Annotated in this window: 25 protein-coding genes; 13 read left to right on the top strand and 12 right to left on the bottom strand. The window is 49.3% G+C overall.

The features are described from left to right. Positions 1-53 precede the first annotated feature (53 nt). The 5 genes from HHL17_RS15610 to HHL17_RS15590 all read right to left on the bottom strand — a co-directional run bounded on the left by HHL17_RS15610 (position 54) and on the right by HHL17_RS15590 (position 3,094). On the bottom strand, positions 54-371 hold the full coding sequence (locus HHL17_RS15610; RefSeq protein ID WP_169225613.1) for a hypothetical protein: 318 nt from the start codon (positions 369-371) through the stop codon (positions 54-56). Between the two features lie 49 nt (positions 372-420). Beyond that, complete coding sequence (locus HHL17_RS15605; RefSeq protein WP_169222783.1) at positions 421-750, bottom strand: hypothetical protein; 330 nt, start codon at positions 748-750, stop codon at positions 421-423. 505 nt (positions 751-1,255) lie between these two features. After that, positions 1,256-2,119 carry a type IX secretion system protein PorG gene (gene porG / locus HHL17_RS15600; RefSeq protein ID WP_169225612.1) on the bottom strand — a complete coding sequence of 288 codons (864 nt, stop codon included), beginning with the start codon at positions 2,117-2,119 and terminating at the stop codon, positions 1,256-1,258. Between the two features lie 177 nt (positions 2,120-2,296). Beyond that, entirely contained in the window at positions 2,297-2,644 is a 348-nt protein-coding gene (locus HHL17_RS15595; protein ID WP_169225611.1) for a DsrE family protein, read from the bottom strand. Positions 2,645-2,704: 60 nt separating this feature from the next. Continuing rightward, on the bottom strand, positions 2,705-3,094 hold the full coding sequence (locus tag HHL17_RS15590; protein ID WP_169225610.1) for a hypothetical protein: 390 nt from the start codon (positions 3,092-3,094) through the stop codon (positions 2,705-2,707). A 329-nt stretch (positions 3,095-3,423) separates the two neighbouring features. Here HHL17_RS15590 and HHL17_RS15585 point away from each other — a divergent pair, with 329 nt between their 5' ends. Continuing rightward, the gene (locus HHL17_RS15585; protein ID WP_169225609.1) at positions 3,424-4,350 is read left to right on the top strand and encodes a helix-turn-helix transcriptional regulator; all 927 of its coding nucleotides are present in this window, start codon (positions 3,424-3,426) and stop codon (positions 4,348-4,350) included. A 221-nt stretch (positions 4,351-4,571) separates the two neighbouring features. Here the strand turns inward: HHL17_RS15585 and HHL17_RS15580 are convergent, their stop codons facing one another. Continuing rightward, the gene (locus HHL17_RS15580) at positions 4,572-5,663 is read right to left on the bottom strand and encodes a family 20 glycosylhydrolase (protein ID WP_169225608.1); all 1,092 of its coding nucleotides are present in this window, start codon (positions 5,661-5,663) and stop codon (positions 4,572-4,574) included. A gap of 132 nt (positions 5,664-5,795) precedes the next feature. Between HHL17_RS15580 and HHL17_RS15575 the strand changes: the two genes are divergently transcribed. After that, positions 5,796-6,938, top strand: a complete 1,143-nt coding sequence (locus HHL17_RS15575) for an AI-2E family transporter (RefSeq protein ID WP_169225607.1) — start codon at positions 5,796-5,798, stop codon at positions 6,936-6,938. A gap of 84 nt (positions 6,939-7,022) precedes the next feature. Here HHL17_RS15575 and HHL17_RS15570 read toward each other — a convergent pair whose 3' ends face one another. From HHL17_RS15570 to HHL17_RS15550, 5 genes are all read right to left on the bottom strand, one after another. After that, positions 7,023-10,142, bottom strand: a complete 3,120-nt coding sequence (locus HHL17_RS15570) for an efflux RND transporter permease subunit (RefSeq protein WP_169225606.1) — start codon at positions 10,140-10,142, stop codon at positions 7,023-7,025. 18 nt (positions 10,143-10,160) lie between these two features. Continuing rightward, complete coding sequence (locus HHL17_RS15565; protein WP_169225605.1) at positions 10,161-11,273, bottom strand: efflux RND transporter periplasmic adaptor subunit; 1,113 nt, start codon at positions 11,271-11,273, stop codon at positions 10,161-10,163. A 17-nt stretch (positions 11,274-11,290) separates the two neighbouring features. Then, positions 11,291-12,571 (bottom strand): TolC family protein, encoded by a 1,281-nt coding sequence (locus HHL17_RS15560; RefSeq protein WP_169225604.1) that lies wholly within the window; start codon positions 12,569-12,571, stop codon positions 11,291-11,293. A 70-nt stretch (positions 12,572-12,641) separates the two neighbouring features. After that, on the bottom strand, positions 12,642-14,012 hold the full coding sequence (locus HHL17_RS15555; protein WP_169225603.1) for a sensor histidine kinase: 1,371 nt from the start codon (positions 14,010-14,012) through the stop codon (positions 12,642-12,644). Continuing rightward, positions 14,009-14,710, bottom strand: a complete 702-nt coding sequence (locus HHL17_RS15550; RefSeq protein ID WP_168874562.1) for a response regulator transcription factor — start codon at positions 14,708-14,710, stop codon at positions 14,009-14,011. The genes HHL17_RS15555 and HHL17_RS15550 overlap by 4 nt, the downstream gene beginning before the upstream one ends. Before the next feature lie 158 nt (positions 14,711-14,868). Between HHL17_RS15550 and HHL17_RS15545 the strand changes: the two genes are divergently transcribed. Genes HHL17_RS15545 through HHL17_RS15535 form a run of 3 tightly spaced genes read left to right on the top strand, consistent with a single transcriptional unit; the run spans position 14,869 to position 16,384 of the window. Next, entirely contained in the window at positions 14,869-15,426 is a 558-nt protein-coding gene (locus HHL17_RS15545) for a GNAT family N-acetyltransferase (RefSeq protein WP_169225602.1), read from the top strand. 17 nt (positions 15,427-15,443) lie between these two features. After that, complete coding sequence (locus tag HHL17_RS15540; protein WP_240975357.1) at positions 15,444-15,941, top strand: GNAT family N-acetyltransferase; 498 nt, start codon at positions 15,444-15,446, stop codon at positions 15,939-15,941. A 29-nt stretch (positions 15,942-15,970) separates the two neighbouring features. Further along, on the top strand, positions 15,971-16,384 hold the full coding sequence (locus tag HHL17_RS15535) for an EamA family transporter (RefSeq protein ID WP_169225601.1): 414 nt from the start codon (positions 15,971-15,973) through the stop codon (positions 16,382-16,384). Between the two features lie 54 nt (positions 16,385-16,438). On the opposite strand, the gene HHL17_RS15530 is transcribed toward HHL17_RS15535, so the two are convergent. Continuing rightward, positions 16,439-17,095 (bottom strand): helix-turn-helix transcriptional regulator, encoded by a 657-nt coding sequence (locus HHL17_RS15530; protein WP_240975343.1) that lies wholly within the window; start codon positions 17,093-17,095, stop codon positions 16,439-16,441. A 137-nt stretch (positions 17,096-17,232) separates the two neighbouring features. Between HHL17_RS15530 and HHL17_RS15525 the strand changes: the two genes are divergently transcribed. Genes HHL17_RS15525 through HHL17_RS15490 form a run of 8 tightly spaced genes read left to right on the top strand, consistent with a single transcriptional unit; the run spans position 17,233 to position 23,774 of the window. Next, positions 17,233-17,802 (top strand): NADPH-dependent FMN reductase, encoded by a 570-nt coding sequence (locus HHL17_RS15525; protein WP_169225600.1) that lies wholly within the window; start codon positions 17,233-17,235, stop codon positions 17,800-17,802. A gap of 39 nt (positions 17,803-17,841) precedes the next feature. Beyond that, a complete protein-coding gene (locus HHL17_RS15520; RefSeq protein ID WP_169225599.1) occupies positions 17,842-18,168 on the top strand; it encodes a HesB/IscA family protein in 327 nt (108 codons plus the stop codon). A gap of 13 nt (positions 18,169-18,181) precedes the next feature. Further along, positions 18,182-19,627: a Fe-S cluster assembly protein SufB gene (gene sufB / locus HHL17_RS15515; RefSeq protein ID WP_169225598.1), complete on the top strand. Its 1,446-nt coding sequence runs from the start codon at positions 18,182-18,184 to the stop codon at positions 19,625-19,627. Positions 19,628-19,671: 44 nt separating this feature from the next. Further along, on the top strand, positions 19,672-20,436 hold the full coding sequence (gene sufC / locus HHL17_RS15510; RefSeq protein ID WP_169225597.1) for a Fe-S cluster assembly ATPase SufC: 765 nt from the start codon (positions 19,672-19,674) through the stop codon (positions 20,434-20,436). Between the two features lie 13 nt (positions 20,437-20,449). Beyond that, entirely contained in the window at positions 20,450-21,760 is a 1,311-nt protein-coding gene (gene sufD, locus HHL17_RS15505; protein WP_169225596.1) for a Fe-S cluster assembly protein SufD, read from the top strand. A gap of 11 nt (positions 21,761-21,771) precedes the next feature. Next, the gene (locus tag HHL17_RS15500; protein WP_317166560.1) at positions 21,772-23,019 is read left to right on the top strand and encodes an aminotransferase class V-fold PLP-dependent enzyme; all 1,248 of its coding nucleotides are present in this window, start codon (positions 21,772-21,774) and stop codon (positions 23,017-23,019) included. Positions 23,020-23,034: 15 nt separating this feature from the next. Next, complete coding sequence (locus HHL17_RS15495; protein ID WP_169225595.1) at positions 23,035-23,463, top strand: SufE family protein; 429 nt, start codon at positions 23,035-23,037, stop codon at positions 23,461-23,463. Next, positions 23,460-23,774: a DUF59 domain-containing protein gene (locus HHL17_RS15490; protein WP_169225594.1), complete on the top strand. Its 315-nt coding sequence runs from the start codon at positions 23,460-23,462 to the stop codon at positions 23,772-23,774. Before HHL17_RS15495 ends, HHL17_RS15490 begins: the two co-directional genes overlap by 4 nt. Positions 23,775-23,779: the final 5 nt, after the last annotated feature.

Here is a 23,779-nt window from a genome sequence, read left to right as displayed (position 1 = left end):
AAATGCCCCCCGGAATAATACCGGGAGGCATCTCATTTATCTGATCTCAGTTATCAATTGACGATGGTTACGCCAGCATGGAACACTGCTCTGGGCCGTGGTGCGTAGTAAGGTCTTGGCGGTGGTGGAGGAACAGGCACCGGTACAGGATAATAAGCCGGTTCAGCGTATACTACCCTTCTTCTCGGGCGATAGCAGTCGTCATCATCCCATCGGCGGCAATCCCTGTCTTTCCAGTGTTTACGTTCCCATTTGTCGTAATGTTTTTCATGGCCGTGGCCCCAGCCTCTTCCGCGGTCCCAGCCTCTCTGGGCGTAGGTGGTAGCTACGGTACCTCCCAGGAGCAGCATCATCAGCAGTACTTTTTTCATGTTTCTCGGTTTTTGTTAAGATCGGTTGGTAAATAAATGTTGCGGTGTACTACAAGCTATACAGTGTAACGACGGAATTAGAGGCATATTGGGCGCCAGGATATCCGGCATAGCTGTATCTGTGTTTATAATGTTTGTGTTTTTTGTAGTGTCTCCGGTGAGGCGGCATCGGTGGCCTTGGTGGCCGGTGTACATGATGCGGCGGAAACGGAGGCCTCGGCGGTCTTGGCGGAAACGGCGGCCTTGGTGGTAAAGGCGGATGCGGAAGATGCCGTGGAGGCGGCGGCGGAAACGGTGGTGCCGGTGGCCGGTGTTGTGCAGAAAGGCTCATCGTTCCTGCCAACATTACCACGGTCGCTGCATATAGTAGTTTCTTCATGACACTTCGATTTGACCTTTACAGGAGAATGCAGACCAGCTTATTTTACGGTGTGGTGTTTCGTTACTCTCTCCGCGATTTCTGAACCATGCTGCTGTTACTTTAAGCTGGCATTTGCGATTCTTTACCTGTTTAAACAACTAAATTCAACAACTATGCCAATAATACCAATCCCTTTACCACAAAAGAAATCCCGGCTTTGAAGGGCCGGGATACAGTTTATAAATGGACTTTATTGGGGGTTGAAAGTCGGGAGAACAAAGACAAACTCTATGCCATAACATAACTGTGATGGCCATGATTATTGCTGATTCGCCTGATTCACGAAGATATAAGCGAACTACAGGTATTCCTCCGCTATTTTTTTTGTATAAAAAAAGCCTCTGTGATAAAAAATCACAGAGGCTTCAAGTGTATAATAAATTCGTTAATCCTAAATCTTGTTATCGCTCAGGTCTTCGTGAATCAGGTGAATCAGCAATAATCATGGCCATCACAGTTACGGTTATCGTAATATCGGACATCTTGTTGCCTTTACTTTACCCCATCCGCTACCACCGCCCAGGCGATAGGTAATGGTGAGACCAGAGAAAGCATACCAGTCTTTATATTTGGCGGAACCACGTTTAGTGCCATCCGGCGGATACACACCCGGTGTTTGTTTGCCGGTCAGCTCATCACCGCGGAAAGCCATATCAACCGCCTTCTGGCCACGGTATGCCAGCAAGGTGTTCTGATCTACGTAATTGGTGCTCACGTCATCGAGATAGTCCGTCGTAGTAGGACGCAGCCCTATTTCAAACCCGAGGGTCCATTTGTCGTTGAGGATCGCTTTTACACCAGCGCCCATCGGGAAAGACCAGGCAAAAAGATCATAAGGCTGGCGTTGCGGATATTGGGGAAGGCCCTGCCCTTCTGTGCCCAGCGGACGTAAACGTACCACGTTACCGGATATGTCTTTGGCTGTAGGATCAAATCCAAAGCCACCTACACCGATAAACACAAAAGGCGTAAACCCTTTTTCATCGAGGTCCAGAAAGTTGATTTCAGCAATCAGGCTGCCTTCAAAAACATTGCTTTTAAAGCTGAGGTTACGCGCTACCAGACTAGGCTCAGCATTGGTACTGTCGGCGGCGGCAACAATGCCCCATGTGAAACCGGCCCTTAATGTCAGGTAACGGTTAATATCTTTTCTTACCAACAGACCCAGTGACGGCCGGGTGTATTTCAGGTCTACCTTCTGTTGAACAAGATCACCACTGTAGTTGGAAATACCGGCAAAAGCACCTATATGCCAATCCTGCGCAAAGCTAAAAAAGGGTACTGCCATGGATAACAACAGTATTCCGGCAAATTTTCTGAATTTCAAAGTATTTTGGTTTTAAGAGGTTAGTCCTGATCTATTTAACGTTTTAATGAACAGTTTTATTTGGTGAACAGTTCTCAAAAATAAAGTCTTCTCTCCCAATAAACTATTAAAGATGTAAAAATAAACTAATAAACCAATTAAGTAATACGCTGTGAAAAACAAATCCGGAAAATAACATCAGCAACGGATATAGGACCAACCCTCTGTCTGCCGCTCCACCAGATGGGCTACAGCCGCCGGTACTACCTCCACAAAAGGCAGCAACTGCTCCATCTTCAGCTGTTTGCCATTGATCGTATTCTGGCAAATCAGCCAGCGTACTGACCGGGTATGCAGGTCTTTTACTTTATCTGCAAATGGATTATCAGCCGTAAACAATAACGGATAAGCGTCGCCGTGCACGGCTACCTCCACGGTTATACGGGATTGCCGGTCGGTATAATATTGTAACAGGTTATTAAGCTGGCCCAACAAAGCTTTCTGGGCATCCGGGGCAGCAGATGTAATCTGGAAAATGACTTGCATGGCAACAAACCTACTGAAATACAGGTAAATATACCCCAAAAAATAGATGGATGGCTGTCATTACATGTCGGGGAAATCATCGTCATCTTCCGGCTGGGACCTGCCGGAATTTTTATGTGGCTGAGAGGTAGCCGTTTTATGCTCTAACGCTTTGCACTTTCGGGTGGCTTCCCGTAGCTGAAATACCAGTGAGGCAGAACGTATCTCCTGCTGATGCAGGTTCACCTCCGCCAGCAACAAGGCTTTGCGCTGGCGTACCATCACCATCCAGCATATCAGCAACACAGTTGCCAGCAATACAAACAAGGGCACCAGTATATACAGTGCCCATGACGTACCGCTGCCGGCAGTCTGTGATGACGCGGCACCCTGCTGGATGGCGTCACGGCCGGCACAACCCGATAACAGGATTGATAAGAAGGAAGATCGGATGGAAATAAAGCGTTGCAATGTCTTTTAATCGTGGTTAGCTGGATATAGCCCTATGCCTAAAATTATCAAATCAACCGGACAAAAAGTTGTCCATTCTGGCTTTTTTTGAATCAACCAGTGGGTAAAATCGGGGTAAATCAATAGCAGAAAATCTCCATATGATCAAAATAGTTTCACTTTTTAGATCATACAATATTGGTTATCAACCTGTAATTTTTTTTCTCAAAAAAACAAACGGGTTACGGTCAAAAAAAATTAACTTGGAAGATAACTTTAATACATCCGTGCCCATTTTTAATAAGGAAGTAAGCGAATCACCCATCCCGTGAAGTAACCAAAAATCGAGTATGTCAAAAACTGCTGTTATCACCAAACAACAACTGGAGCATCTTGCCCTGCAGGGGATGTCCTTTGCGGACGATCACGTAGGCGATACTTTCAGTATCAAAGATGTGTCCGACCGCCTTGGTATCTCCTACTCCTATTTCTATCACAACTTCGCCGATTACATGGGAGAACCTTTCTGGCACTACGTAAAACGCCACCGCCTGGAACTGTCCGCCGGCCTCCTGCGCCATAGCGGCCACTCCATCGGCATCATCAGCGACCTTTGCGGATACGCTACCACGGCAGCTTTCAGCAAGGCTTTCAAACAACATTTTAAGGAAAGCCCCAAAGAGTTCCGCCGCATCGCTGAACTACCCAACGAAAAAAGGACCATCCAGATCATTGAAACCATCACCACCACGGCAGGTACAGACATATTCGGAAACTTCTTCCGGTACGACCGCGGCGAAAGGGTACAACTCCCCGACTCCGTATTGTACTATTCCCTGCTGTCCCGCGGCCAGAACCCGATCGGTGAAATGATCGCCAAAATGAACCAGTACTACAACGCCTTCAACAAAATACTGGGACAAATAGAAATAGCTACCGCTAAAATCATCACCGGCACGCTGGACTCAGTACCAGTCACCGACTACGAAAAAATATCCATCTACGCCGGCCTTAGCATCCCGCTCCATGCTGCCGTGGCACACCAATACATGGACGACAACTACGGCTACCTGATGCGCAAACGCATCCCCGGCGGCACCTACCTGCGGCTCCCCGTCCCCATGGACTTTGCCACAGCAGGCATCCCCATGTACAATTTCATTAACCAGAACTGTAAGGAAGGAAATTTCAAAATGAGCGGCAACCACTTCTTTATGGTGCTCAATGGCACCTCCGCCTGCGAAATTTATATTCCGTTGCTTCGCAAACATTATTAGTCCCCAGGGCTGAAGCCCTGGGCTACGATATTGTTCAGTTTTCTATCACGGCAAAAGAAGATATTAATGCAACAGGGGCGGCTTTTTTGGCCGCCTTGTGATTTTCGTTGCTTATTTGCGAATAGGTATTTATGCTGTTTTCTTCAGCAGCGACAAAGATACTGAAATGCAACAGGGCTGATCTTTTGACCAGCCCTGAGCTTTTTATGATTTTGTTTTCCTTATTTCGTGAATATGGCACGGAAGCAGTTGGCGCTTGTGTTGACTGTATCTTTCTGCGGTTTGCCACGGCCATAGAACTCATCCAGGAAATGGCCGGCATCTGACCATACGGTCTGCATCATACCCTGGTAACGGGGTTTCATCTCCTTGGTGGCGGTACTACGGAAATCATACATGTCTTTCAGTTGCGCTACCGCATTATCCGGCATCCGCCACGGACAAGTGATCACCTGCAATCCTTTGGACGCAAAATAAACCGGCGACTTGTCAGGACGCTCATAGTGCCAGTCACAGATCATAATGTCTTTAGGCACCAGGTCCACGGCGCGGTGTGTATTGTTCATACTGGCTTCCCACATGCCCATACCGGTTGTTTTGCCATCCAGCAGGCGGTCGCCCCAAATCCATAAGGTACGGCCTTTCTGCGCCAGATGGTTGCGGATGGTCCATACTTCACCAGCATACAGCTCTGCTTTGTCGCGGCCGCCGCAACGCGGACATTTATCCTCCCCGATGTAAAACACCTCGTCCATGCCAGCATGGAACGCGGTAGCCTCAAACACGTCCAGGACTTCGTCCACCAGCTCAAATACCACTTTGTGGACACCCGGATGCAACGGGCAATAACTCTTACAATACAGGCCATCGGCATTAGGCCATTCATATTTGGCCGGCATTTTCACCCAGGGGGTTTCATCAAAATCAGGATACACCTTTAACAGGTTCATCGTGGTACCGGCCCAGGACTGATGGCCCAACAGGTTGATCTGCGGGATCAGCTGTATCTGGTGCTGCCGGCATACCTGCACCAGCTCCTTTACCTGGGCTTTCGTCAGCGCGCCAGGGTCGCGCAGCTCAGGGTGAGAGGTATACTCATAGTTGAAATCCACCCGCAGCACCAGCGTGTTGATATGCCGCGGTGCCAGCTCTTCCCGGATAAATTTCAGGAATGGCGCCAGTCCGGCCCCCGTGGGTGCAGCGATGCAAAAACCACGGACAGGCAACGTATCTTTCGGTAAGGCGGTGGAAGAAGACGGGAACAGTACAGCGCTGCCTAACAGCAGCAATAGCATGGTCAATAGTTTTTTCATAAAGGGCAATTTTTTTCCAGCGTTTGCAACAAAATAACAAATGCATCGCTTTTTAGGTAGTGAAATCCGGCATTAGATAATTTCACATGCAAAAACATATGATTTTTAATAAATTTGAGTAAACGCAAACCCATGACCGAGTTTAAGCTCCCTTTTACCGCGAGGCTTACCTTTACCCTTTTATCGCTTATTTTACTGGTGTATATCGCCCATACAGCCAGTGGGATCATTATCCCCCTGCTGTTTGCATTCCTCATCTCCATTATGCTATTGCCGGTAACCTACTTCCTGGAAAAACACAAATTTCCCCGTGGACTGGCCGCCGCGATCGCTGTACTGCTGTTTGTGATCGTCATCCTCCTGATCATGCTCGCCATGGGCACACAGATGCAGGCATTCATCGCCGACTTCCCGCAGCTCGAAAAGAAACTGCTGGACACGGTCACCTCCCTGCAGGAATGGATTGACCATAAATTCCATATCAGTTCCAACGCTCAGCTCAGCTACCTGCAAAAGGCCGCCCTCGGAACACTGGGCACAGCCACCAGCTTCATCAGCCAGACCTTTTTATCAGTGTCTTCCCTGATCATCTTCGTGGTTTTTGTCCTGCTGTATTCCTTCTTTATGCTGTTTTACCGCAAACTGCTGGTGACCTTCCTCGTAAGACTGTTCCAGGACAAACACCGCGACACCCTGCTCGACGTGCTCGCCCGTACCCGCTTTATCATCAAAAGCTATGTGGGCGGCCTGATGATAGAAATGGTCGTGGTGGCCGTTCTCAACACCACCGTATTCCTGATTCTCGGCATCAAATACGCTATCCTGCTGGGGGTAATGGCAGCCATCTTCAATATCATCCCCTATATCGGCATTTTTACGGCCCTGATCATCAGCATGCTGGTCACCCTCACTACGGGCACGCCTATAGCTGCTTTACAGGTAGGCATCTCCCTGTTCCTCGTTCACCTGCTGGACAGCAACGTGCTTCTCCCCCGCATCGTAGGCTCCAAAGTGAAGATCAACGCACTGGTGACCATCATCGGCGTGGTAATGGGCAACATGTTATGGGGCATCCCCGGTATGTTCCTCGCTATCCCGATCATCGCCATCATCAAAATAGTATGTGAAAGCGTGGATTATATGAACCCGTGGGCTATCCTATTGGGAGATGAACAAAAAGAGAAAACTGAAACGGTGAACCAGATAGCCGAACAAAAAGGACAGCCTGGCGTGGACGATCTCACAAAGGCTCCTGAATCGCCCGAAAAAAAATAATAACAAAACATACTATATACAAAAAAGCCGCGAGAGACGAACGCTCCGCGGCTTTTCTCATTTATAAAACAACCAACCAGACTATTACGCTTCTGCTTTTCTCAACATCCTGCGATATACCCAATAAAACACAATCGGGAAGATAAACAGGTTGAACAAGGTATCGGTGATCAAACCTCCGATCACCACACGGGCCAATGGCCGCGCGGTCTCTGAACCAATACCATGGCTCATCGCAGCCGGCAGCAACCCAATGGCGGCCATCATGGCCGTCATGATCACAGGCCGTATACGCGACTCTACCCCATCATGTATGGCCTGCGCCAAAAGGCTGTCTGAATACTGGTGCATCCCTCTGATATTCGTTTTGAACTTGGTAAGCAGGATCACACCATTCTGCACACAGATACCAAACAAAGCGATAAACCCGATACCAGCGGAAATGCTGAAGTTAATGCCCGTGAGCCACAATGAGAAGATGCCACCAATGATCGCAAACGGTACGTTATTCAGCACCAGCAGGGCATCTTTCATCCGTCCAAACAGGATAAAGAGAAACAGGAAAATCAGGAACAGGCTGATAGGTACCACCTGCGTGAGCCTTTTGGTGGCACGCTGCTGGTTTTCAAAGTCACCGGCCCACTCCAGGAAGTAATTTTTAGGCAACGTTACCTGCTCGTCCACCTTCCGCCGGGCTTCGGCAATAGTGCTGCCAAGGTCGCGGCCACGCACGGAAAACTTGATCGCCCCGTAACGCTGGTGCTTGTCGCGGTAAATCATACTCGGACCAATAATATGACTGATATCGGCAATCTCCTTCAACGGTATTTTGTTGCCCCGCAGCGTGGGAATGGACAGATTGCCAATAGCCACTTCATCTTCCCGGAAGCCTTCCGGGTAACGGATACGCAGATCAAAGTTCCTTTCGCCCTCATATATTTTGGTGGCCGCCTTACCACCGATCGCCATTTCGATCACTGAGTTGGCGTCTTCTGTGGTAACGCCATAGAGCGCCATCTTTTGCTGGTTCAGGTTGATACGCAGCTCCGGCTGGCCAATATTGCGCATGATACCCAAATCTTCAATGCCCTTCACGGTTTTGAGGATTTTCTCGATCTGCTCTTCGTGTTTTTCGACGGTCTTAAAATCATCTCCAAAAAGCTTCACCACAATGGAACCTTTTACACCGGACACCGCTTCTTCCACGTTGTCCATAATAGGCTGCGAGAAATTGAGCGTCACGCCGGGCGTCCCGTCCAGCCTGGCATTCATCCTGCGAATGAGCTCTTCTTTGGAGATCCCGCTCTTCCATTCGTCCTGCGGATAGATGTCCACATGAAACTCAATATTATAAAAGCCAGTAGCATCGGTACCGTCATTGGGGCGGCCCGTTTGCGACATCACCTGTTTCACTTCCGGGAACACCAATATTTTTTTGCGCATTTCATTGGCCACTCTTACCGACTCCTCCAGGGAAGTGCTCAGCGGGCCGGTTGCCCTGATATAGATGGCGCCCTCATTGAGCTGCGGCAGGAACTCCGTCCCCAGAAAACGGAAACAGTACAGTCCTATTATCAATACAATCATCGAAAAGGTGAACACCAGCCGGCGGTGATGGAAGGTATAATTAAACAGGCGCGATGTAGTACGGTTTACAAATTTCAGGAAGAAATTTTCTTTCTCTCTCACGTTTTTACGCAGCAGCACACTAGCCATAGCTGGTACCAGCGTAAACGTGAGTATCAGTGCGCCCAACAGCGCAAAACCCAACGTCCACGCCAGCGGGGAGAACATCTTCCCTTCCACTTTCTCAAAAGTAAAGATGGGCAGCAACCCAGTGATGATGATCAGTTTGGCAAAGAAAATGCCTTTACCGTTTTCCATGCAGGCTTTGCGGATCATGCCCAGCTTGCTCAGCCGGTTGAACCGCTCCATGCCCACCTGGTGCGCTTTCCTGTCCAGCACCACAAAAATCCCTTCCATCATCACTACGGCGCCATCTATGATGATACCAAAGTCGATAGCGCCCATAGAGAGCAGGTTGGCACTCATGCCTTTCAACTTCAGGCAGATAAAGGCAAATAACAATGCCAATGGTATCACTACCGCCACGATGACCGTTGTGCGCCAGTCGGCCATGAAAATGAAAACAATCACCGTCACGAAAATGATGCCCTCGATCATGTTGTGCAACACCGTATGGGTGGAGAAATCGATCAGGTCTTCCCGGTTGTAGAACGTTTTAATTTTCACATCGTCGGGCAGGATGCGGGTATTCAGTTCTTCTATTTTTTTCTTCAGCTCCACGATCACGTTGGCAGGGTTCTCCCCTTTGCGCATCACCACAATGCCTTCCACCATATCATTGTCGCGATCGCGGCCCACCTGCCCCAGACGTGGCAGCGCGGCCACCGATACATCGGCCACATCTTTTACGAGGATGGGCGTGCCGCCAATATGGTCTACGATCACATTTTTGATTTCCTCCACATTATTGAGCACCCCAATACCGCGCACCACGTATGCCTGCGCGTTTTTGACGATTACGTCGCCCCCTACGTTGATATTGCTTTTGGAAAGCGCCTGAAACATTTCCTGTGCGGTGATGCCGTACTGCACGGCCTTATCAGGGTTCATTGTCACCTGGTAAATTTTCACTTCACCACCGAAGCTCACAATATCCGCCACGCCAGGCACGGCCAGCAGGTTGCGTTCCACCACCCAGTCCTGCAGGGTTTTCAGTTGCTCAATATTCAGTTTGCTGCTTTCGAGCGTGTAACGGTAAATTTCGCCGGTAGGCCCGTAAGGTGGTTCTATCTCCGGGTCCACCCCTTCCGGAAGGTTGGCCGACGCGATGTTGTTGTTGATCTGTTGCCGGGCGAAAGTATCGTCCACATCATCGTCAAAGATCACTTTCACGACCGACAACCCAAACAGGGAGGAGGAACGGATATGTGTTTTTTTCTGCGCCCGGTTCATCGCTATTTCGATGGGACGGGTCACGAATTTTTCGACTTCTTCTGCGCTGCGCCCCTGCCATTGGGTGATGATCGTCACCGTGGTATTGGTCACGTCCGGGAAAGCGTCCACCCCTATCTGTTTAAAGCTGAGATAGCCTGCAATGGCCATCACGCCGGCGGCAAAAAAAATGAAATATTTATTCTTCAGGGAGAAAGCAAGTATCTGCTTAATGAATCTGTTCATAATGCTGGCCTTTAGGGTTTACTGCTGATCGCTCAGTGTGTCATAAATGAATACCTGACGGGAAGCGATAATATGCTCCCCTTCTTTCAACCCGGAGGCGATGTAGGTACGGCCTTCCACCGTTTTGGCAACGTGTATTTCCCGGATAGCCACGCCCGGTTTGGCATTTGTCAGCACCAGCACATAGTATTTATCATGGTCGAAGATGATACCGCGTGACGGGATGCTGACCAGGTTGGAATCTACGTGGCGTTTGGCTTTGGCGCGCACAAACATTTCCGGCTTCAGGAAAAAGCCCGGGTTGTCCACTACTACTCTGGCTTTCATCACTTTCGTCTCGGGGTCCAGCACATTATAAATCTTATCTATCTTACCGGTAAATGTTTTGTCGGGATAAGACAAGGTGGACATCTGTACCTGGTCTCCTTCACGGATACCGGATATATCAGATTCAAACACATTGATCATGGCCCATACGTTATTGAGATCGGCCACTACAAAGATGGGGTCTGAATTATCGGGCCGCCATTGCATGCTTTCAGCAGCTCTTTTATTGATCACAAATCCCGGTACCGGCGCTTTTACCATGTAGCTGGTTTGATGCGCGCCGCCGTTTATTTCCAGTACGGCGCTGGACTTATTGTAGGCTGCTACCGCTTTATCGTAATTGCTTTTAGCCTCTTCATAATCCTTCCGGGAGTTCAACCCGCTTTTGTAGAAAGATTCCGCTACCTCCATATTACGTTTGGCAGTGGCCATATCGCTGGCGGTTATACGTTGATCTGCCGTGAAGCCCGCCATTTCAGGGCTTTTGATCACAGCGAGCACCTGTCCTTTTTTGACGAAATCGCCGGAATGCACTTTCACTTCGGTCACGATACCACTCACCATCGGGAAGATACGGGCCGTTTTGTCTTCGTTTTCGCTGATTTTTCCGGTCAGCATAATTTCATTGTCCACAGACGCGGTAACGGCAGTATCCACCACCAGCGTACGAAGCAGCGAGTCGCTGAGCGCCCATTGGGCGGCTTTGTCAGGAACCGTTTTGCTGCCGCAGCCGGTGAGGATGATGCCCTGGATGGATATAATAAAAACAGCTGCAGGTATATAAAGCTTTTTAATGTTTTGCATGATTCTGGCGTGTTTGATCAAAGATGGAAAATGGAAGCGCCGGTAGCGAAGTTGATTTGCTCCAGTGCGTTGAGTCGGTCGTATTTAAGCTCGTTCATTTTGAGCACGTTGTTGCGGTAAGCATCATACAGGTCAATAAATTCCAGCAGTCCTATATTATGCAGCCCGTAATTTTTTTCCACTTCGCGCATCATGGTCGTATATTCCTGCTCAAATCCGGGATCAAATTCCTGCAGCAGCTTCTCCGTCTTCAGCGCCTGCTGCAGGCTGTTCATGACATCATGCTCCAGCTGGTCCTGTGTACCGTTGAGCTGTAGTTTGCTGTTCTCCAGTCCGGCTTTCGCTATTTTGATGTTCCCCTGGTTGCGGTTAAAGAAAGGCAGCGGCATGGAGATATTAAGGCCGTTGTAGTTTCTTTCGAAGTTGCCCTGCTTGTCATAGGAAAGGCCCAACTGCACATCGGGTACGGCGAGGGAACGTTGCAATCGCAGGTTCAGATTATTATACTGTACGTTTTCCTGGGCAATTTTAAGATCGTACCGGTTGGCCCTAGCGGTATCCAGTAATGTCTGGAAAGACAATGCTGCTGCGGGCATGGTGGCCATCGAGTCCGGCAGTTGCGGCTGTATGCTAACGGTAGCGGGCACACGAATCAGCAATGCCAGATCGGACTGTGTTTGTTGAATGTCTTTTTCTAGTTCCAGCGCATCGTGTTGCAGGTCGTACAGCAGTGATTTAATACGGATGATCTCTTTGGGAGCGATATTCCCCATGACTTTCTGCTGCTCAAACACTTTGACGATCTGTTGCAGAAAAGTAATCTGGCGGCCAAATGTTTGCAGCGATTGTTGTTTGTAATAGAGATCGAAGAAGTTGTCGTGCAGGGAGAAACGGAGAGTGCGCAGCAGATCGAAGAACTGGTATTCAGTCATCTTTACACCGCTTTGGGCCAGTTTCACGGCTTTGTTGCGCTTACCGGCCATCTTGAACAACTGTTGTACCTGGAGGGAGTTTTCACCATCATAGGAGAAATCAAACCACTTTTTGGCAGTATGGCTGTACAATACATTTTCGAAAGTCACCTGGGGATTGTCCCACAACCGGGCGGTGATCACTTCCGCCTTGGCGGCGTCGATATTGAATTTCTGTGCCAGCAGCGGGATATTCTTCTGAAGAAGCTGCTGTTCTGCCTCCGGTAGTGTGAGTTTCAGGGTATCCAACGGTTGCGCACGTACGCAACAGCTCCATAGGATGCCCAACAGTACAGGAAAGGTTTGTAATGCTAGTCTAATCGTCATACAACTGATTTTTCGTTGCAAAGATGGCGATAGGCTATTAAGCACTAATTAGAATGAAGTTAAAACAAAATTAGATTTTAATGTCTGTTGGGAAAAAAATGTTAAAGGTGGTACCCTGTTCCAGGACACTGCTCACCGTAACGGAAGCCTGATGGAGGTGAAAGATACGCTGGGCCATGGCCAGCCCGATGCCGTAGCCGGCAAACGTATAAGCGTTGTCTGCCCGGTAAAGTGGCAGGAATATTTTATCCAGTTCTCCCGGCGCGATACCGATGCCCTTATCGCTGACAGCGATAACGAGGCAATTGGAGCTGTAGGTAAGACGGAGGGCTATAGGCTGATGATGTGAAAACTTGAAAGCGTTGCGGACGATGTTCTGTAAGGCCAGCATCAACAGGGGCCGGTTGCCGCGGATGGCCAGCCGGGAGGCTTCTTCGGGGAGATCGCTCAGCACCACGTCTACCTGGCAGGGTGGTGTTTTATACTGCCAGTGTTCCTGTATCTCCCACAGCAGCTCGTCGAGCCGCACGGCTTCGGTATTGGCAGGCGTCAGGATCACCTCTACACGGGTGAGCTGTAAGAGTCCGTCAGTGATCACTTTCAGCTTTTCCGATTCGTCCAGCACGGTATCCAGCGTAGTGATATATTCGGCCTGGCTGCGTTCGCGGTGCAGGGTGACCTCTATCTCACCGATGATGGTGGTCAGCGGCGTCCTTAATTCATGAGAAGCGTTGGACACAAAGGAGCGCTGCATTTCAAAAGCCTGCTCCAGGTGTTGCAACAGCTCATTAAAATTTCCGGCCAGTTCGGCAATCTCATCTTTGTTGCGCCCCTGTTCTACCCGCGTGTGCAGATTGTTGGACCGTATTTTCTTCACCTGTTTATTGATGCTCTGGATAGGCTGTAACGCTTTGCTGGCAAACCATTGGCCCAGCAGGAAGGTAACGATCAGGGATATACAAAGTATGATGACCAATATCAATGCGAGGTATTGCAGCTGTTGTTCTCCGGCTTTATTGCGGGCCGTCACGATCACCACAAAGTCGCCTTGGTTGTCAGGGTAAAACATGCCCATGCCATACTTTTCTCCAAACGTAAAGCGGTAGGTACTGTTTTTACGGATGGTGTTCAGCAATGATGGCGGCCAGTTATACTTTACTTTTTCCAGGAAAACAGGTTGGTTGTCCTGATTATAAATATTGCTGGACTCGTCAGGGATGCTCTGCTGGTAGCTCTTTTCGATCTCCAGAAATTTCTTTTTGGTCAGTTCATCTTTTTCGAGGTACACCTGGGCGGTGACCAGCGCCCTTACCTGCAGCAGTTTATAGAAGCTGTTGCGGATGTATTGGGCAGACAACAGGTATATCAATACAAACACCCCGGCAAGAATAATACCGGTGATGAGGGTAAACTGTAATGATAAACGGTGCCTTATCTTCATAATTGTTGCTGCCAGGTACTTTTAACTTTCATAACGTATCCCATCCCAACTACCGTATGGATCAGCTTTTCGCCGCTGAAGCCTTTTTCGATTTTGTTGCGGAGATAGTTCACGTATACATCGATGGTGTTGGTGCCGGTATCGAACTCCAGTCCCCATACCGCTTCGGAGATAAGGGCGCGGGACAACACTTTGCCGGTGTTTTTGAGCAGCAGCTCCAGCAAGGCGTACTCTTTGGCCGTGAGGGTGATCTCCTGTCCTTCCCTGCTGGCGGTTTTAGAGGTGGTGTCCAGGCGTAGGTCCGCAAGGGTGAGTATTTCCTTTTCCTGTTTGAAGTTGTTCTTACGGCGTGACAGGGCATTGACACGGGCCACCAGTTCGGAGAAATGAAAAGGTTTGGCGAGATAATCATCTGCGCCTGCATTGAGGCCGTCCACGATATCGTGGGTAGCGCTCAGTGCCGTGAGCATCAGCACCGGCGCTGTGATGTCGCGGGTACGCAGGTTTTTGCAGATGGTCAGACCGTTGATCCCCGGCAGCATGATGTCGAGTATGATCAGATCATAGTCCTGCTCCAGTGCTGCCTGTTGCCCCAGCAGTCCGTCAGTATATACGTCCACCTGATGGTGATGTTCTTCCAGTCCTCTTTTAATAAAGGCACCTACTTTGGACTCATCTTCTATAACCAATATTTTCATACTTGAGGTATTATTCTACTATGATCTATGCAAAAGTAGGAATGTTTACGTTGGCGGGCATTAAAGGGAGATTAAAACATAGAAAATGGGGAAATTTTAAAATTTTAAAATTTTAAAATTGGATTAGTTTTGCAGACAACCTAAACAGGCACCGTTTCATGCAACTACCCATACTCAGCACAGAACAACTGGTGCTCCGTCCTATTACAGAAAAAGATACCGCTGCTTTGTTCTCCCTCTTTTCCAAAGAAGAAGTGACACGGTACATGGACATTGACGCTTTCTCCAATATTACCGAGGCAACCCAGATCATTACGTATTTCCGTGAACGTTGGGAAAAACAGGAAGGGATGCGCTGGGCGATTACTTTTAAAGATAAAGATGAACTGGTGGGCACCTGTGGTTTCCATCACTGGAATAAAACCCATTATAAGATAGAACTGGGTTACGACCTGTTGCCCGCTTATTGGGGCAAGGGCATTATGACTTCCGTTATTCCCGTGGCCCTGAAGTTTGTGTATGACGAGTTGCAGTTGAACCGCGTGGAGGCTTTCGTAGACCCGCTGAATGAAGCGTCTTCGCGTTTGCTGGGGCGGCTGGGGTTCCGCCATGAAGGGATGTTGCGGGATGCTTTCTTTGAAAAAGGGAAGTTTGTGGATGCGGACCTCTACAGTTTACTTCGCCGGGAATATGACCGGGAGACTATCTGGCAATAATTTTCTTTATCAGACATATGATGCATTTGCAGTACCGGGATGCAGTCCCGGAGGATTTACCACAGATTGTCAGCATTTACAACAGCACCGTGGCGGGCAGGATGGTGACGGCAGACACTTCGCCGGTGACCGTAGAAAGCCGGCTGGCCTGGTTCCAGGCGCACAATCCGGAGCGCCGTCCTTTGTGGATGGTGTATGACGGTGCGGAGCTGGTAGGCTGGATCAGTTTTTCCTCTTTTTATGGCAGGCCGGCCTATGATGGCACGGTGGAGGTGAGCATTTACCTGGCAGAAAGCGTCCGTGGCAGGGGTTATGGCAAAGTGGTGCTGCAGCATGCCATCGATGTGGCGCCGCAGTACGGGATACATACCCTGTTAGGCTTTATTTTCGCGCACAACATTCCCAGCCTTAAATTGTTTCATGCCAAAGGATTTGCGGAGTGGGCCCATCTGCCCGATGTAGCGATACTGGACGGGCAGGCCCGGACGTTGAAGATATTAGGCCTTAAAGTGTAGACATCATTAATTCGTAATTCGTAGTTTTTATGTGGTGGATATATGCTTTATTATCGGCTGCATTTGCGGCGCTGACAGCAATTTTTGCCAAGATAGGCGTGGCGGACGTGCCTTCCAATCTGGCTACGGGTATCCGTACCATTATCATTTTACTGGTTGCGTGGGGTATTGTGCTGGCGAGAGGAGAATATAAAGGAGTGACGTTGACAAGGCATACGCTGGTGTTTCTGGTGTTGTCTGGTCTGGCGACTGGTTTTTCGTGGATCTTTTATTTTAAGGCTTTGCAGATAGGCAAGGTGTCGCAGGTAGCGCCGGTGGACAAGTTAAGCGTGGCGTTGACTATTGTTTTGTCGGCTATTTTCCTGCATGAAGCGCTTACGTGGAAAACGGCGATTGGTGCCCTACTGATAATTTCAGGCACACTGGTATTGATCATTAAATAGCTGGTTGTTCAGTCAGCTATCTAATACATATCAAATCATTCAATGCCGGGTTGATTAAATGGCAGGAACAGTGTTTTGTCTGATTTTATAGACACAGCGGCGGGCGCCATTGATGATATGGTCCAGGCGTGTCACTTGTACTTCTTCACCAATAACACTGATAAAGGTATTCATCTCTGAAGTACAGATATTGTCGCAGGTAGCGGCGGCGCAACAGATCGGGCAGTGGTTTTCTATGAAGAGGAATACATCTCCTTCTTTTCTCCATTCTGCCAGGTATCCTTCGCCGGTGCGGATGGCCGCAAAGGCAGTCAACCTGTTTTCGATGCCGTTAACACCCTCCAGGGCGGTATTATATTTCTCCTGTTGATTCTTTTCGCGTGCCAGGATGACATTGGCCAATGCTTCGGGACCCAGCACCGTTTTAATGGTCTGGATGATGTCTACCGTCAGTTCGGTATGACTGTCCGGGAAGCGGGCATTGCCAAGCGGGGTCAGGCTCCATATTTGCATGGGGCGGCCGACGCCTTTGGATATACTTTCAAACTGCAACAAGCCCTCTTCAGCCAGCTTTACCAGCTGCAGGCGGGCGCCTTCCGTGGTGATACCCAATTCACCAGCCAGTTCGGCAGCAGACAGGGGGCCCTTGGTCTTGATCAGCATCAAAAACCTGTCAGCAGCATTTTTGGTTCGTGTTGGATATTTTTCCAAGTTATTACTTGTTTTATTGTAAATGTCGTAATTTTGTGGGAGCTAAAAAAAAGAAATTTGGGATTTAGATGATTTTGAGACCATTTTCGTCACCATTAAATCTCATAATCTTTTAAATCTCTAAATCTTAGGTATTAATGAACGTACTCATATTTAACGGCGCTACTGACACCCGCCCTGAAGCCACCTCCAACAGGCTGGCAGCATACCTGTCAGAAGCCTTAACAGAAAAGGGGTTACCGACCGAGATTTTCAGCCTGGCCGAAAAACAGATCCCGTTTTTTTCCATGTCGGAAGCGGCCAAAAAGCCGGAGAGTGTAGCAGCCATGTGTGAGTCGTTCTGTAAGGCGGACCTTCAGATATGGATGACGCCTTTATATCATGGCAGCATGACAGGGGCCATGAAGAACTGCCTGGACTGGCTGGAGCTGACGAGCAAGCACCAACGGCCATATTTAACCGGAAAGGTTGTAGCTTTGCTCTCCTGGGCTGACGGCACACAAGCCATGCAGGGAATAAACGCCATGGATGCCGTAGCCAAAGCATTGAGGGCCTGGGTACTGCCCTATTCTTTGCCTATCCTGAAAAATAATCTTTATGACCCGCAAACCAGCGGGTTTACTGCATTTTATAAAACCAAGCTGGATATGATGGTATCCCTGCTCTCTGCCGCCCAGTCACACGTGGCAGCAGGGTCAGCAATCTGAGCCACCCATTCAGTTTTACCAATTAAAAAATTCTGAATTATGATAACCGTTTCAGAAAAAGCTGGAGTATATATTAAGACACTGATGGAGACCGAACATCACGCTCCTGGCACTTTTGTAAGAGTAGGGGTGAAAGGCGGCGGTTGCTCCGGCCTCGAATATGTGATGAAGTTTGAAAACGAAGAACAGGAAGGAGACCAGGTATTTGAAGACAAAGGCGTAAAGGTAGTCGTACAGATGAAGAGCCTGCTCTACCTGTATGGTACTGAGCTGGACTACTCCGACGGCCTCAATGGTAAAGGCCTTTTCTTCAACAACCCGAATGCAACGAGAACATGCAGCTGCGGCGAAAGCTTCGCAGTATAAATATCAAAATCGTATGATAAACAGTAACGAAATAATAGATGATATAGCCAATAAGGAGTACGAGTTTGGCTTTACCACCGATATTGAAATGGATATCGCTCCTCCGGGGCTGAATGAAGATATCATCCGCTTTATTTCCGCTAAAAAGAATGAACCGGAATGGCTGCTGGAATGGCGTCTGAAAGGTTTTGCCGCCTTTAAGAAAATGCAGTTCCCCTCCTGGCAACACTTCAAAATGCCGGAGCTGGACCTGCAAGCGCTCTCCTATTATGCCGCTCCTAAAAAGAAAGTACAACTCAACAGCCTCGATGAAGTAGATCCGGAATTGCTGGCCACCTTCGAAAAGCTGGGCATTCCGCTCAACGAACAGAAGGCCCTCGCCGGTGTGGCCGTAGACGCCGTATTTGACAGCGTGTCCGTAGCCACTACCTTTAAAGGCAAACTGAAAGAGATGGGCGTTATCTTCTGCTCTTTTGGTGAAGCGGTACAGGAATACCCTGACCTGGTAAAAAAATACCTGGGCACGGTAGTACCCCACTCTGACAACATTTTTGCCGCGCTGAACTCCGCTGTGTTTTCTGACGGCTCTTTCACCTATATACCTAAAGGCGTACGCTGCCCGATGGAACTGAGCACTTACTTCCGTATCAATGCCCAGAACACCGGCCAGTTTGAACGTACCCTCATCATCGCCGATGAAGGCAGCTATGTGAGCTACCTCGAAGGCTGTACCGCCCCCATGCGCGACGAAAACCAGCTGCACGCCGCAGTAGTGGAACTCGTAGCCCTGGACCACGCGGAAATCAAATACTCTACCGTACAAAACTGGTACCCCGGCGATAAAGACGGTAAAGGCGGTATATACAACTTCGTGACCAAAAGAGGCATCTGCAAAGGCAACGCCAGCAAAATCTCCTGGACACAAGTGGAAACCGGTTCCGCTATCACCTGGAAATACCCCAGCGTGATCCTGCAGGGCGATTACTCCGAAGGTGAATTCTACTCCGTAGCAGTAGTGCGCAACAAACAGATTGCAGACACCGGTACCAAAATCCACCACATCGGTAAAGGCACCAAAAGCCGTATCATCTCCAAAGGTATCTCTGCCGGCAGAGGCGATAACAGCTACCGCGGACTGGTGGCCGTTGGCCCCCGTGCCGATAACGCCCGTAACTTTACCCAGTGCGACTCCCTGCTGATTGGCAATGAGTGCGGCTCCCACACTTTCCCATATATCGAATCACGCAATAAAACCGCGATGATCGAACACGAAGCCACTACCTCCAAAATCGGGGAAGATCAGATCTTCTATCTGAACGCCCGTGGCATCGATACGGAAAAAGCCGTAGCCCTGATCGTAAACGGCTACGTAAAGGAAGTACTGAACCAGCTCCCCATGGAATTTGCCGTGGAAGCACAGAAATTATTATCTATCACACTTGAAGGAAGCGTTGGATAATTCGCTTATCCAATTAACTACATACAGAACGAAATAAAACAATCATGCTGACGATTAAAAATCTGCACGCAGAAGTAGAAGGGAAACAAATTCTGAAAGGCATTAACCTCGAAATAGGTAAAGGCGAAACACATGCCATCATGGGCCCTAACGGTTCCGGCAAAAGTTCCCTGGCCTCCGTGCTCGCAGGCCGTGAAAACTATACCGTTACCGAAGGGGAAGTATGGTTCAATGGTAAAAACCTGCTGGACCTGTCTCCCGAAGACCGTGCCCGTGAAGGCGTATTCCTGGCTTTTCAATATCCTGTTGAAATTCCGGGCGTATCCAACCTGAACTTTCTGAAAACAGCCCTCAATGAAATCAGGACCTATAAAGGCCTGCCTGCCATTGAAGGCCGTGACTTCCTGAAACTGACCAAAGAGAAACAACAGCTGGTAGACTTTAACGCCAACCTGATGAACCGCTCCCTGAATGAAGGTTTCAGCGGCGGTGAAAAGAAACGCAACGAAATATTCCAACTGGCCATGCTGGACCCTCAACTGGCCATCCTGGACGAAACAGACTCCGGTCTGGATATCGACGCGCTGCGTATCGTTTCCAACGGCGTGAACAAACTCCGCGACGCAGAAAAATCTTTCGTAGTCATCACCCACTACCAGCGTTTGCTGGAGTACATCGTGCCTGACTTTGTACACGTACTGTACAACGGCCGTATCATCAAAACCGGTACCAAGGAACTGGCCCTGGAACTGGAAGAAAGAGGCTACGACTGGCTGAAGGAAGAGTTACATTTGAAAGAATCAGTATAAGAAGCATACCATTATGACGAGTGATATTACATTGCCTTTTTACCAGGCGTTAACCACCGATGTGAACGCATTATCGACCTGCCAGGCGCAGGACGATCTGCAAGGCATCCGCCGGGAGGCTCTGGAACGCTTCTCTGTGTTGGGTCTTCCCACACTGAAAACAGAAGCATGGCGTTATTCCAACATACAACGTTATCTTAAGGAATTCCCTTATGAACTGTTGTATGCCACCACTACAGTACCTGCCTCCGTGGTAGCCCAGGCTGCCATCCCGGAGCTGGACTGCTACCGCATTGTGCTGGTAAACGGCCAGCTGCAGGCAGATCATTCCGAACTGCCCACCGGTAAAGGTATTACCATCGGTGCCCTCAGCGCCCACACACAAGCACCCGGTTTCACCAAGTGGTTCAACAAACAACACCACCTGGCCCAGGAATCACTGGCCACCCTTAATACAGCCCTCTTCGCTGACGGTCTGTTTATAGAACTGGCAACCAACACGGTGATCGATAAACCGGTACATATCGTTCATGTATACACTGCCGCACAGCATGCCTTTATCCAGCCCCGCCACCTGTGGGTGCTGAACAGGAATGCTGCCGCTACCATCATCGAAAGCTCCGTTCATCCGGACGCCAACGTGGTGACTTTCGCCAACAGCGTACTGGAAACAGTAGTGGAAGACAACGCGGAACTGTGGCATTACAATATTCAGCAGGGCGACCAGCACTTCCGTGAAGTGCATACTACCGCCGCCCAGCAACAGGCCAACAGCCGTTACCATCATTTTAACTTTACCCTGCCCGGTACCCCGTTCACCCGCAACAACCTGAGCGTGGCACTCAATGGCAGCTATACGGAAACGAACCTGAACGGCCTGTACATTGCCAATGGCAGTCAGCATGTAGACAACCATACTTTCATGGACCACATCATGCCTAACTGCAACAGCAACGAACTGTACAAAGGTGTACTGCTCGACAGCGCCGACGGCGTTTTCACCGGCAGGATCCTTGTACACCAGGAAGCGCAGAAAACCAACGCCTTCCAGCAGAACAACAACCTGCTGCTGGGCGCCAAAGCAGATATCAACTCTCAACCGCAGCTGGAAATTTATGCGGACGACGTAAAATGCAGCCACGGTTTCACCGCCGGACAGTTCAGCGAAGAATCCATGTTCTACCTGCGCTCCCGTGGTATCGGAGAAGATGCTGCCAAAGCACTGATGGTAAATGCCTTCTCCCATGATATTACAGACGAAGTGAAGGTACCTGCCCTGCAACATTACCTGCAGGAACAGATTGCCGCCATCATGAACAACTAATTACCGATCCAATGGAACATATTGCTAACATAGAAACCACAGCCCTGGACGTAAAGCAGGTCAGGAGGGACTTCCCCATCCTGCAGGAACTGGTGCACGGCAAACCGCTGGTATACCTCGATAACGGAGCTACCACGCAGAAACCGCTGACGGTTATAGAAACAGAAGCCCGGTATTACGAAGAATATAACAGCAATGTGCACCGCGGCGTTCACCATCTGAGCCAGGAAGCCACCAACGCCTACGAGAAAGCCCGCGAAATTGTTGCCGGCTTTATCAATGCAGCGCATAGCCATGAGGTGATCTTCACCAAAGGCACTACCGACGGGATCAACCTGGTGGCCAATACCATGTGCCGCCGTTTCCTGAAGGAAGGCGACAGTGTGATCATCTCCGCCATGGAACACCACTCCAACATCGTTCCCTGGCAGATGGCCTGTGAGGAAAGTGGCGCTACCCTGAAAGTGATCCCTATCAATGAAAAGGGTGAACTGAAAATGGACGCGTTCTCCGCCCTGCTCGACGACACGGTGAAAATGATAGCAGTAACGTATGTTTCCAATACGATGGGTACCATCAACCCGGTAGAAGAAATCATTGCTCAGGCGCATGCCCGTAAGATCCCCGTACTGCTGGACGCCGCACAGGCCATCCAGCATATGAGCATCGACGTGCAGGCCCTGCAGGTGGATTTCCTCGTTTTCTCCGGACATAAAATTTACGGTCCCACCGGCATCGGAGTACTCTACGGTACCACCGAATGGCTGAACAAACTGCCTCCCTACCAGGGTGGCGGTGATATGATCAAGACCGTTACTTTTGCCAAAACTACCTATAACGAACTGCCTTATAAATTTGAAGCCGGCACACCACATATCGCAGGCGCCATCGGTTTAGGGGCAGCAATCAGATACTTGCAGCAGGTAGGCCTCGACAAAATCCAGCAATGGGAAGAACAATTGCAGGCCTATGCACTGGAGCAACTGCGGCAGATAGACGGTATCCGCTTCATCGGCGATGCCGCCCGCAGAAGCGGCGCCATCTCCTTCCTGATACACGACATTCACCCGTTTGACCTCGGTGAATTACTGGACCAGCAAGGGATAGCCGTAAGAACAGGGCACCACTGCTGCGAACCGCTGATGGATGAGTTTAAAATCCCCGGCACTGTTCGTGCATCGCTCACCTTCTATAATACGAAGGAAGACATTGACAAGCTGGTAGCCGGTATCAATCGGGCTGTGTCCATGCTGCGGTAAAAGGAGACTATTATTATGACGATCAATGAAAGACAGGATGAAATAAAGTCCGACTTTGAAGTAATGAGCAACTGGGAGGATAAGTATGAATATATTATCCAACTGGGCAAGGATTTGCCGCTTATTGCAGAAGAATACAAGACACCGGAAAACCTGATCAAAGGCTGTCAGTCACGCGTGTGGCTGCACACTGAGCTCAGGGACGGAAAACTGTTGTTCACCGCCGATAGCGATGCCGTGATCACCAAAGGACTTGTAAGCCTGATGATTTATGTGCTTTCCGGACATACTCCCAAAGAGATAGCCACCGCGGACATCTACTTTATCAATGACATCGGCCTGAGCAGCCACCTCTCTCCCACCCGCTCCAACGGGTTGCTGAGCATGCTCAAACAGATGAAACTTTATGCAGTAGCCTACCAGGCAAAAACAAACCAGTCATGAGCGAAGAAGCAACATTAAGGGAAAAGATAGAAGAACAGCTGAAAACCGTATACGACCCGGAAATCCCTGTCAACATCTGGGAACTGGGGCTGGTATACGCCATCAAGATCAAAGAGAACAACCGCATCGGCATTGATATGACGCTCACCGCTCCCGGATGCCCTGTTGCCGGTGATATCATCCGCGAAGTGGATGAAAAAGTACGCAATATCGAAGGCGTGTCAGAGGTGGATGTACACCTTACTTTTGATCCACCATGGTCCAAAGAAATGATGAGCGAAGAAGCCAAACTGGAACTTGGTTTTCTTTAAATCCA

The sequence above is a fragment of the Chitinophaga fulva genome (assembly GCF_012927205.1).
Lineage (GTDB): Bacteria > Bacteroidota > Bacteroidia > Chitinophagales > Chitinophagaceae > Chitinophaga > Chitinophaga fulva.
This window is presented reverse-complemented; position numbering and strand designations above follow the sequence as displayed.

Coding starts and splice junctions, on each gene's coding strand:
- HHL17_RS15605 (WP_169222783.1), bottom strand. CDS start 750: ATGAAGAAACTACTATATGCAGCGACCGTGGTAATGTTGGCAGGAACG.
- HHL17_RS15520 (WP_169225599.1), top strand. CDS start 17,842: ATGATAACCGTTTCAGAAAAAGCTGGAGTATATATTAAGACACTGATG.
- HHL17_RS15560 (WP_169225604.1), bottom strand. CDS start 12,571: ATGACGATTAGACTAGCATTACAAACCTTTCCTGTACTGTTGGGCATC.
- HHL17_RS15500 (WP_317166560.1), top strand. CDS start 21,772: ATGGAACATATTGCTAACATAGAAACCACAGCCCTGGACGTAAAGCAG.
- HHL17_RS15535 (WP_169225601.1), top strand. CDS start 15,971: ATGTGGTGGATATATGCTTTATTATCGGCTGCATTTGCGGCGCTGACA.
- HHL17_RS15555 (WP_169225603.1), bottom strand. CDS start 14,012: ATGAAGATAAGGCACCGTTTATCATTACAGTTTACCCTCATCACCGGT.
- HHL17_RS15580 (WP_169225608.1), bottom strand. CDS start 5,663: ATGAAAAAACTATTGACCATGCTATTGCTGCTGTTAGGCAGCGCTGTA.
- HHL17_RS15495 (WP_169225595.1), top strand. CDS start 23,035: ATGACGATCAATGAAAGACAGGATGAAATAAAGTCCGACTTTGAAGTA.
- sufD (WP_169225596.1), top strand. CDS start 20,450: ATGACGAGTGATATTACATTGCCTTTTTACCAGGCGTTAACCACCGAT.
- HHL17_RS15490 (WP_169225594.1), top strand. CDS start 23,460: ATGAGCGAAGAAGCAACATTAAGGGAAAAGATAGAAGAACAGCTGAAA.
- sufB (WP_169225598.1), top strand. CDS start 18,182: ATGATAAACAGTAACGAAATAATAGATGATATAGCCAATAAGGAGTAC.
- HHL17_RS15565 (WP_169225605.1), bottom strand. CDS start 11,273: ATGCAAAACATTAAAAAGCTTTATATACCTGCAGCTGTTTTTATTATA.
- HHL17_RS15545 (WP_169225602.1), top strand. CDS start 14,869: ATGCAACTACCCATACTCAGCACAGAACAACTGGTGCTCCGTCCTATT.
- HHL17_RS15550 (WP_168874562.1), bottom strand. CDS start 14,710: ATGAAAATATTGGTTATAGAAGATGAGTCCAAAGTAGGTGCCTTTATT.
- HHL17_RS15540 (WP_240975357.1), top strand. CDS start 15,444: ATGATGCATTTGCAGTACCGGGATGCAGTCCCGGAGGATTTACCACAG.
- HHL17_RS15585 (WP_169225609.1), top strand. CDS start 3,424: ATGTCAAAAACTGCTGTTATCACCAAACAACAACTGGAGCATCTTGCC.
- HHL17_RS15570 (WP_169225606.1), bottom strand. CDS start 10,142: ATGAACAGATTCATTAAGCAGATACTTGCTTTCTCCCTGAAGAATAAA.
- HHL17_RS15525 (WP_169225600.1), top strand. CDS start 17,233: ATGAACGTACTCATATTTAACGGCGCTACTGACACCCGCCCTGAAGCC.
- HHL17_RS15595 (WP_169225611.1), bottom strand. CDS start 2,644: ATGCAAGTCATTTTCCAGATTACATCTGCTGCCCCGGATGCCCAGAAA.
- HHL17_RS15575 (WP_169225607.1), top strand. CDS start 5,796: ATGACCGAGTTTAAGCTCCCTTTTACCGCGAGGCTTACCTTTACCCTT.
- sufC (WP_169225597.1), top strand. CDS start 19,672: ATGCTGACGATTAAAAATCTGCACGCAGAAGTAGAAGGGAAACAAATT.
- HHL17_RS15610 (WP_169225613.1), bottom strand. CDS start 371: ATGAAAAAAGTACTGCTGATGATGCTGCTCCTGGGAGGTACCGTAGCT.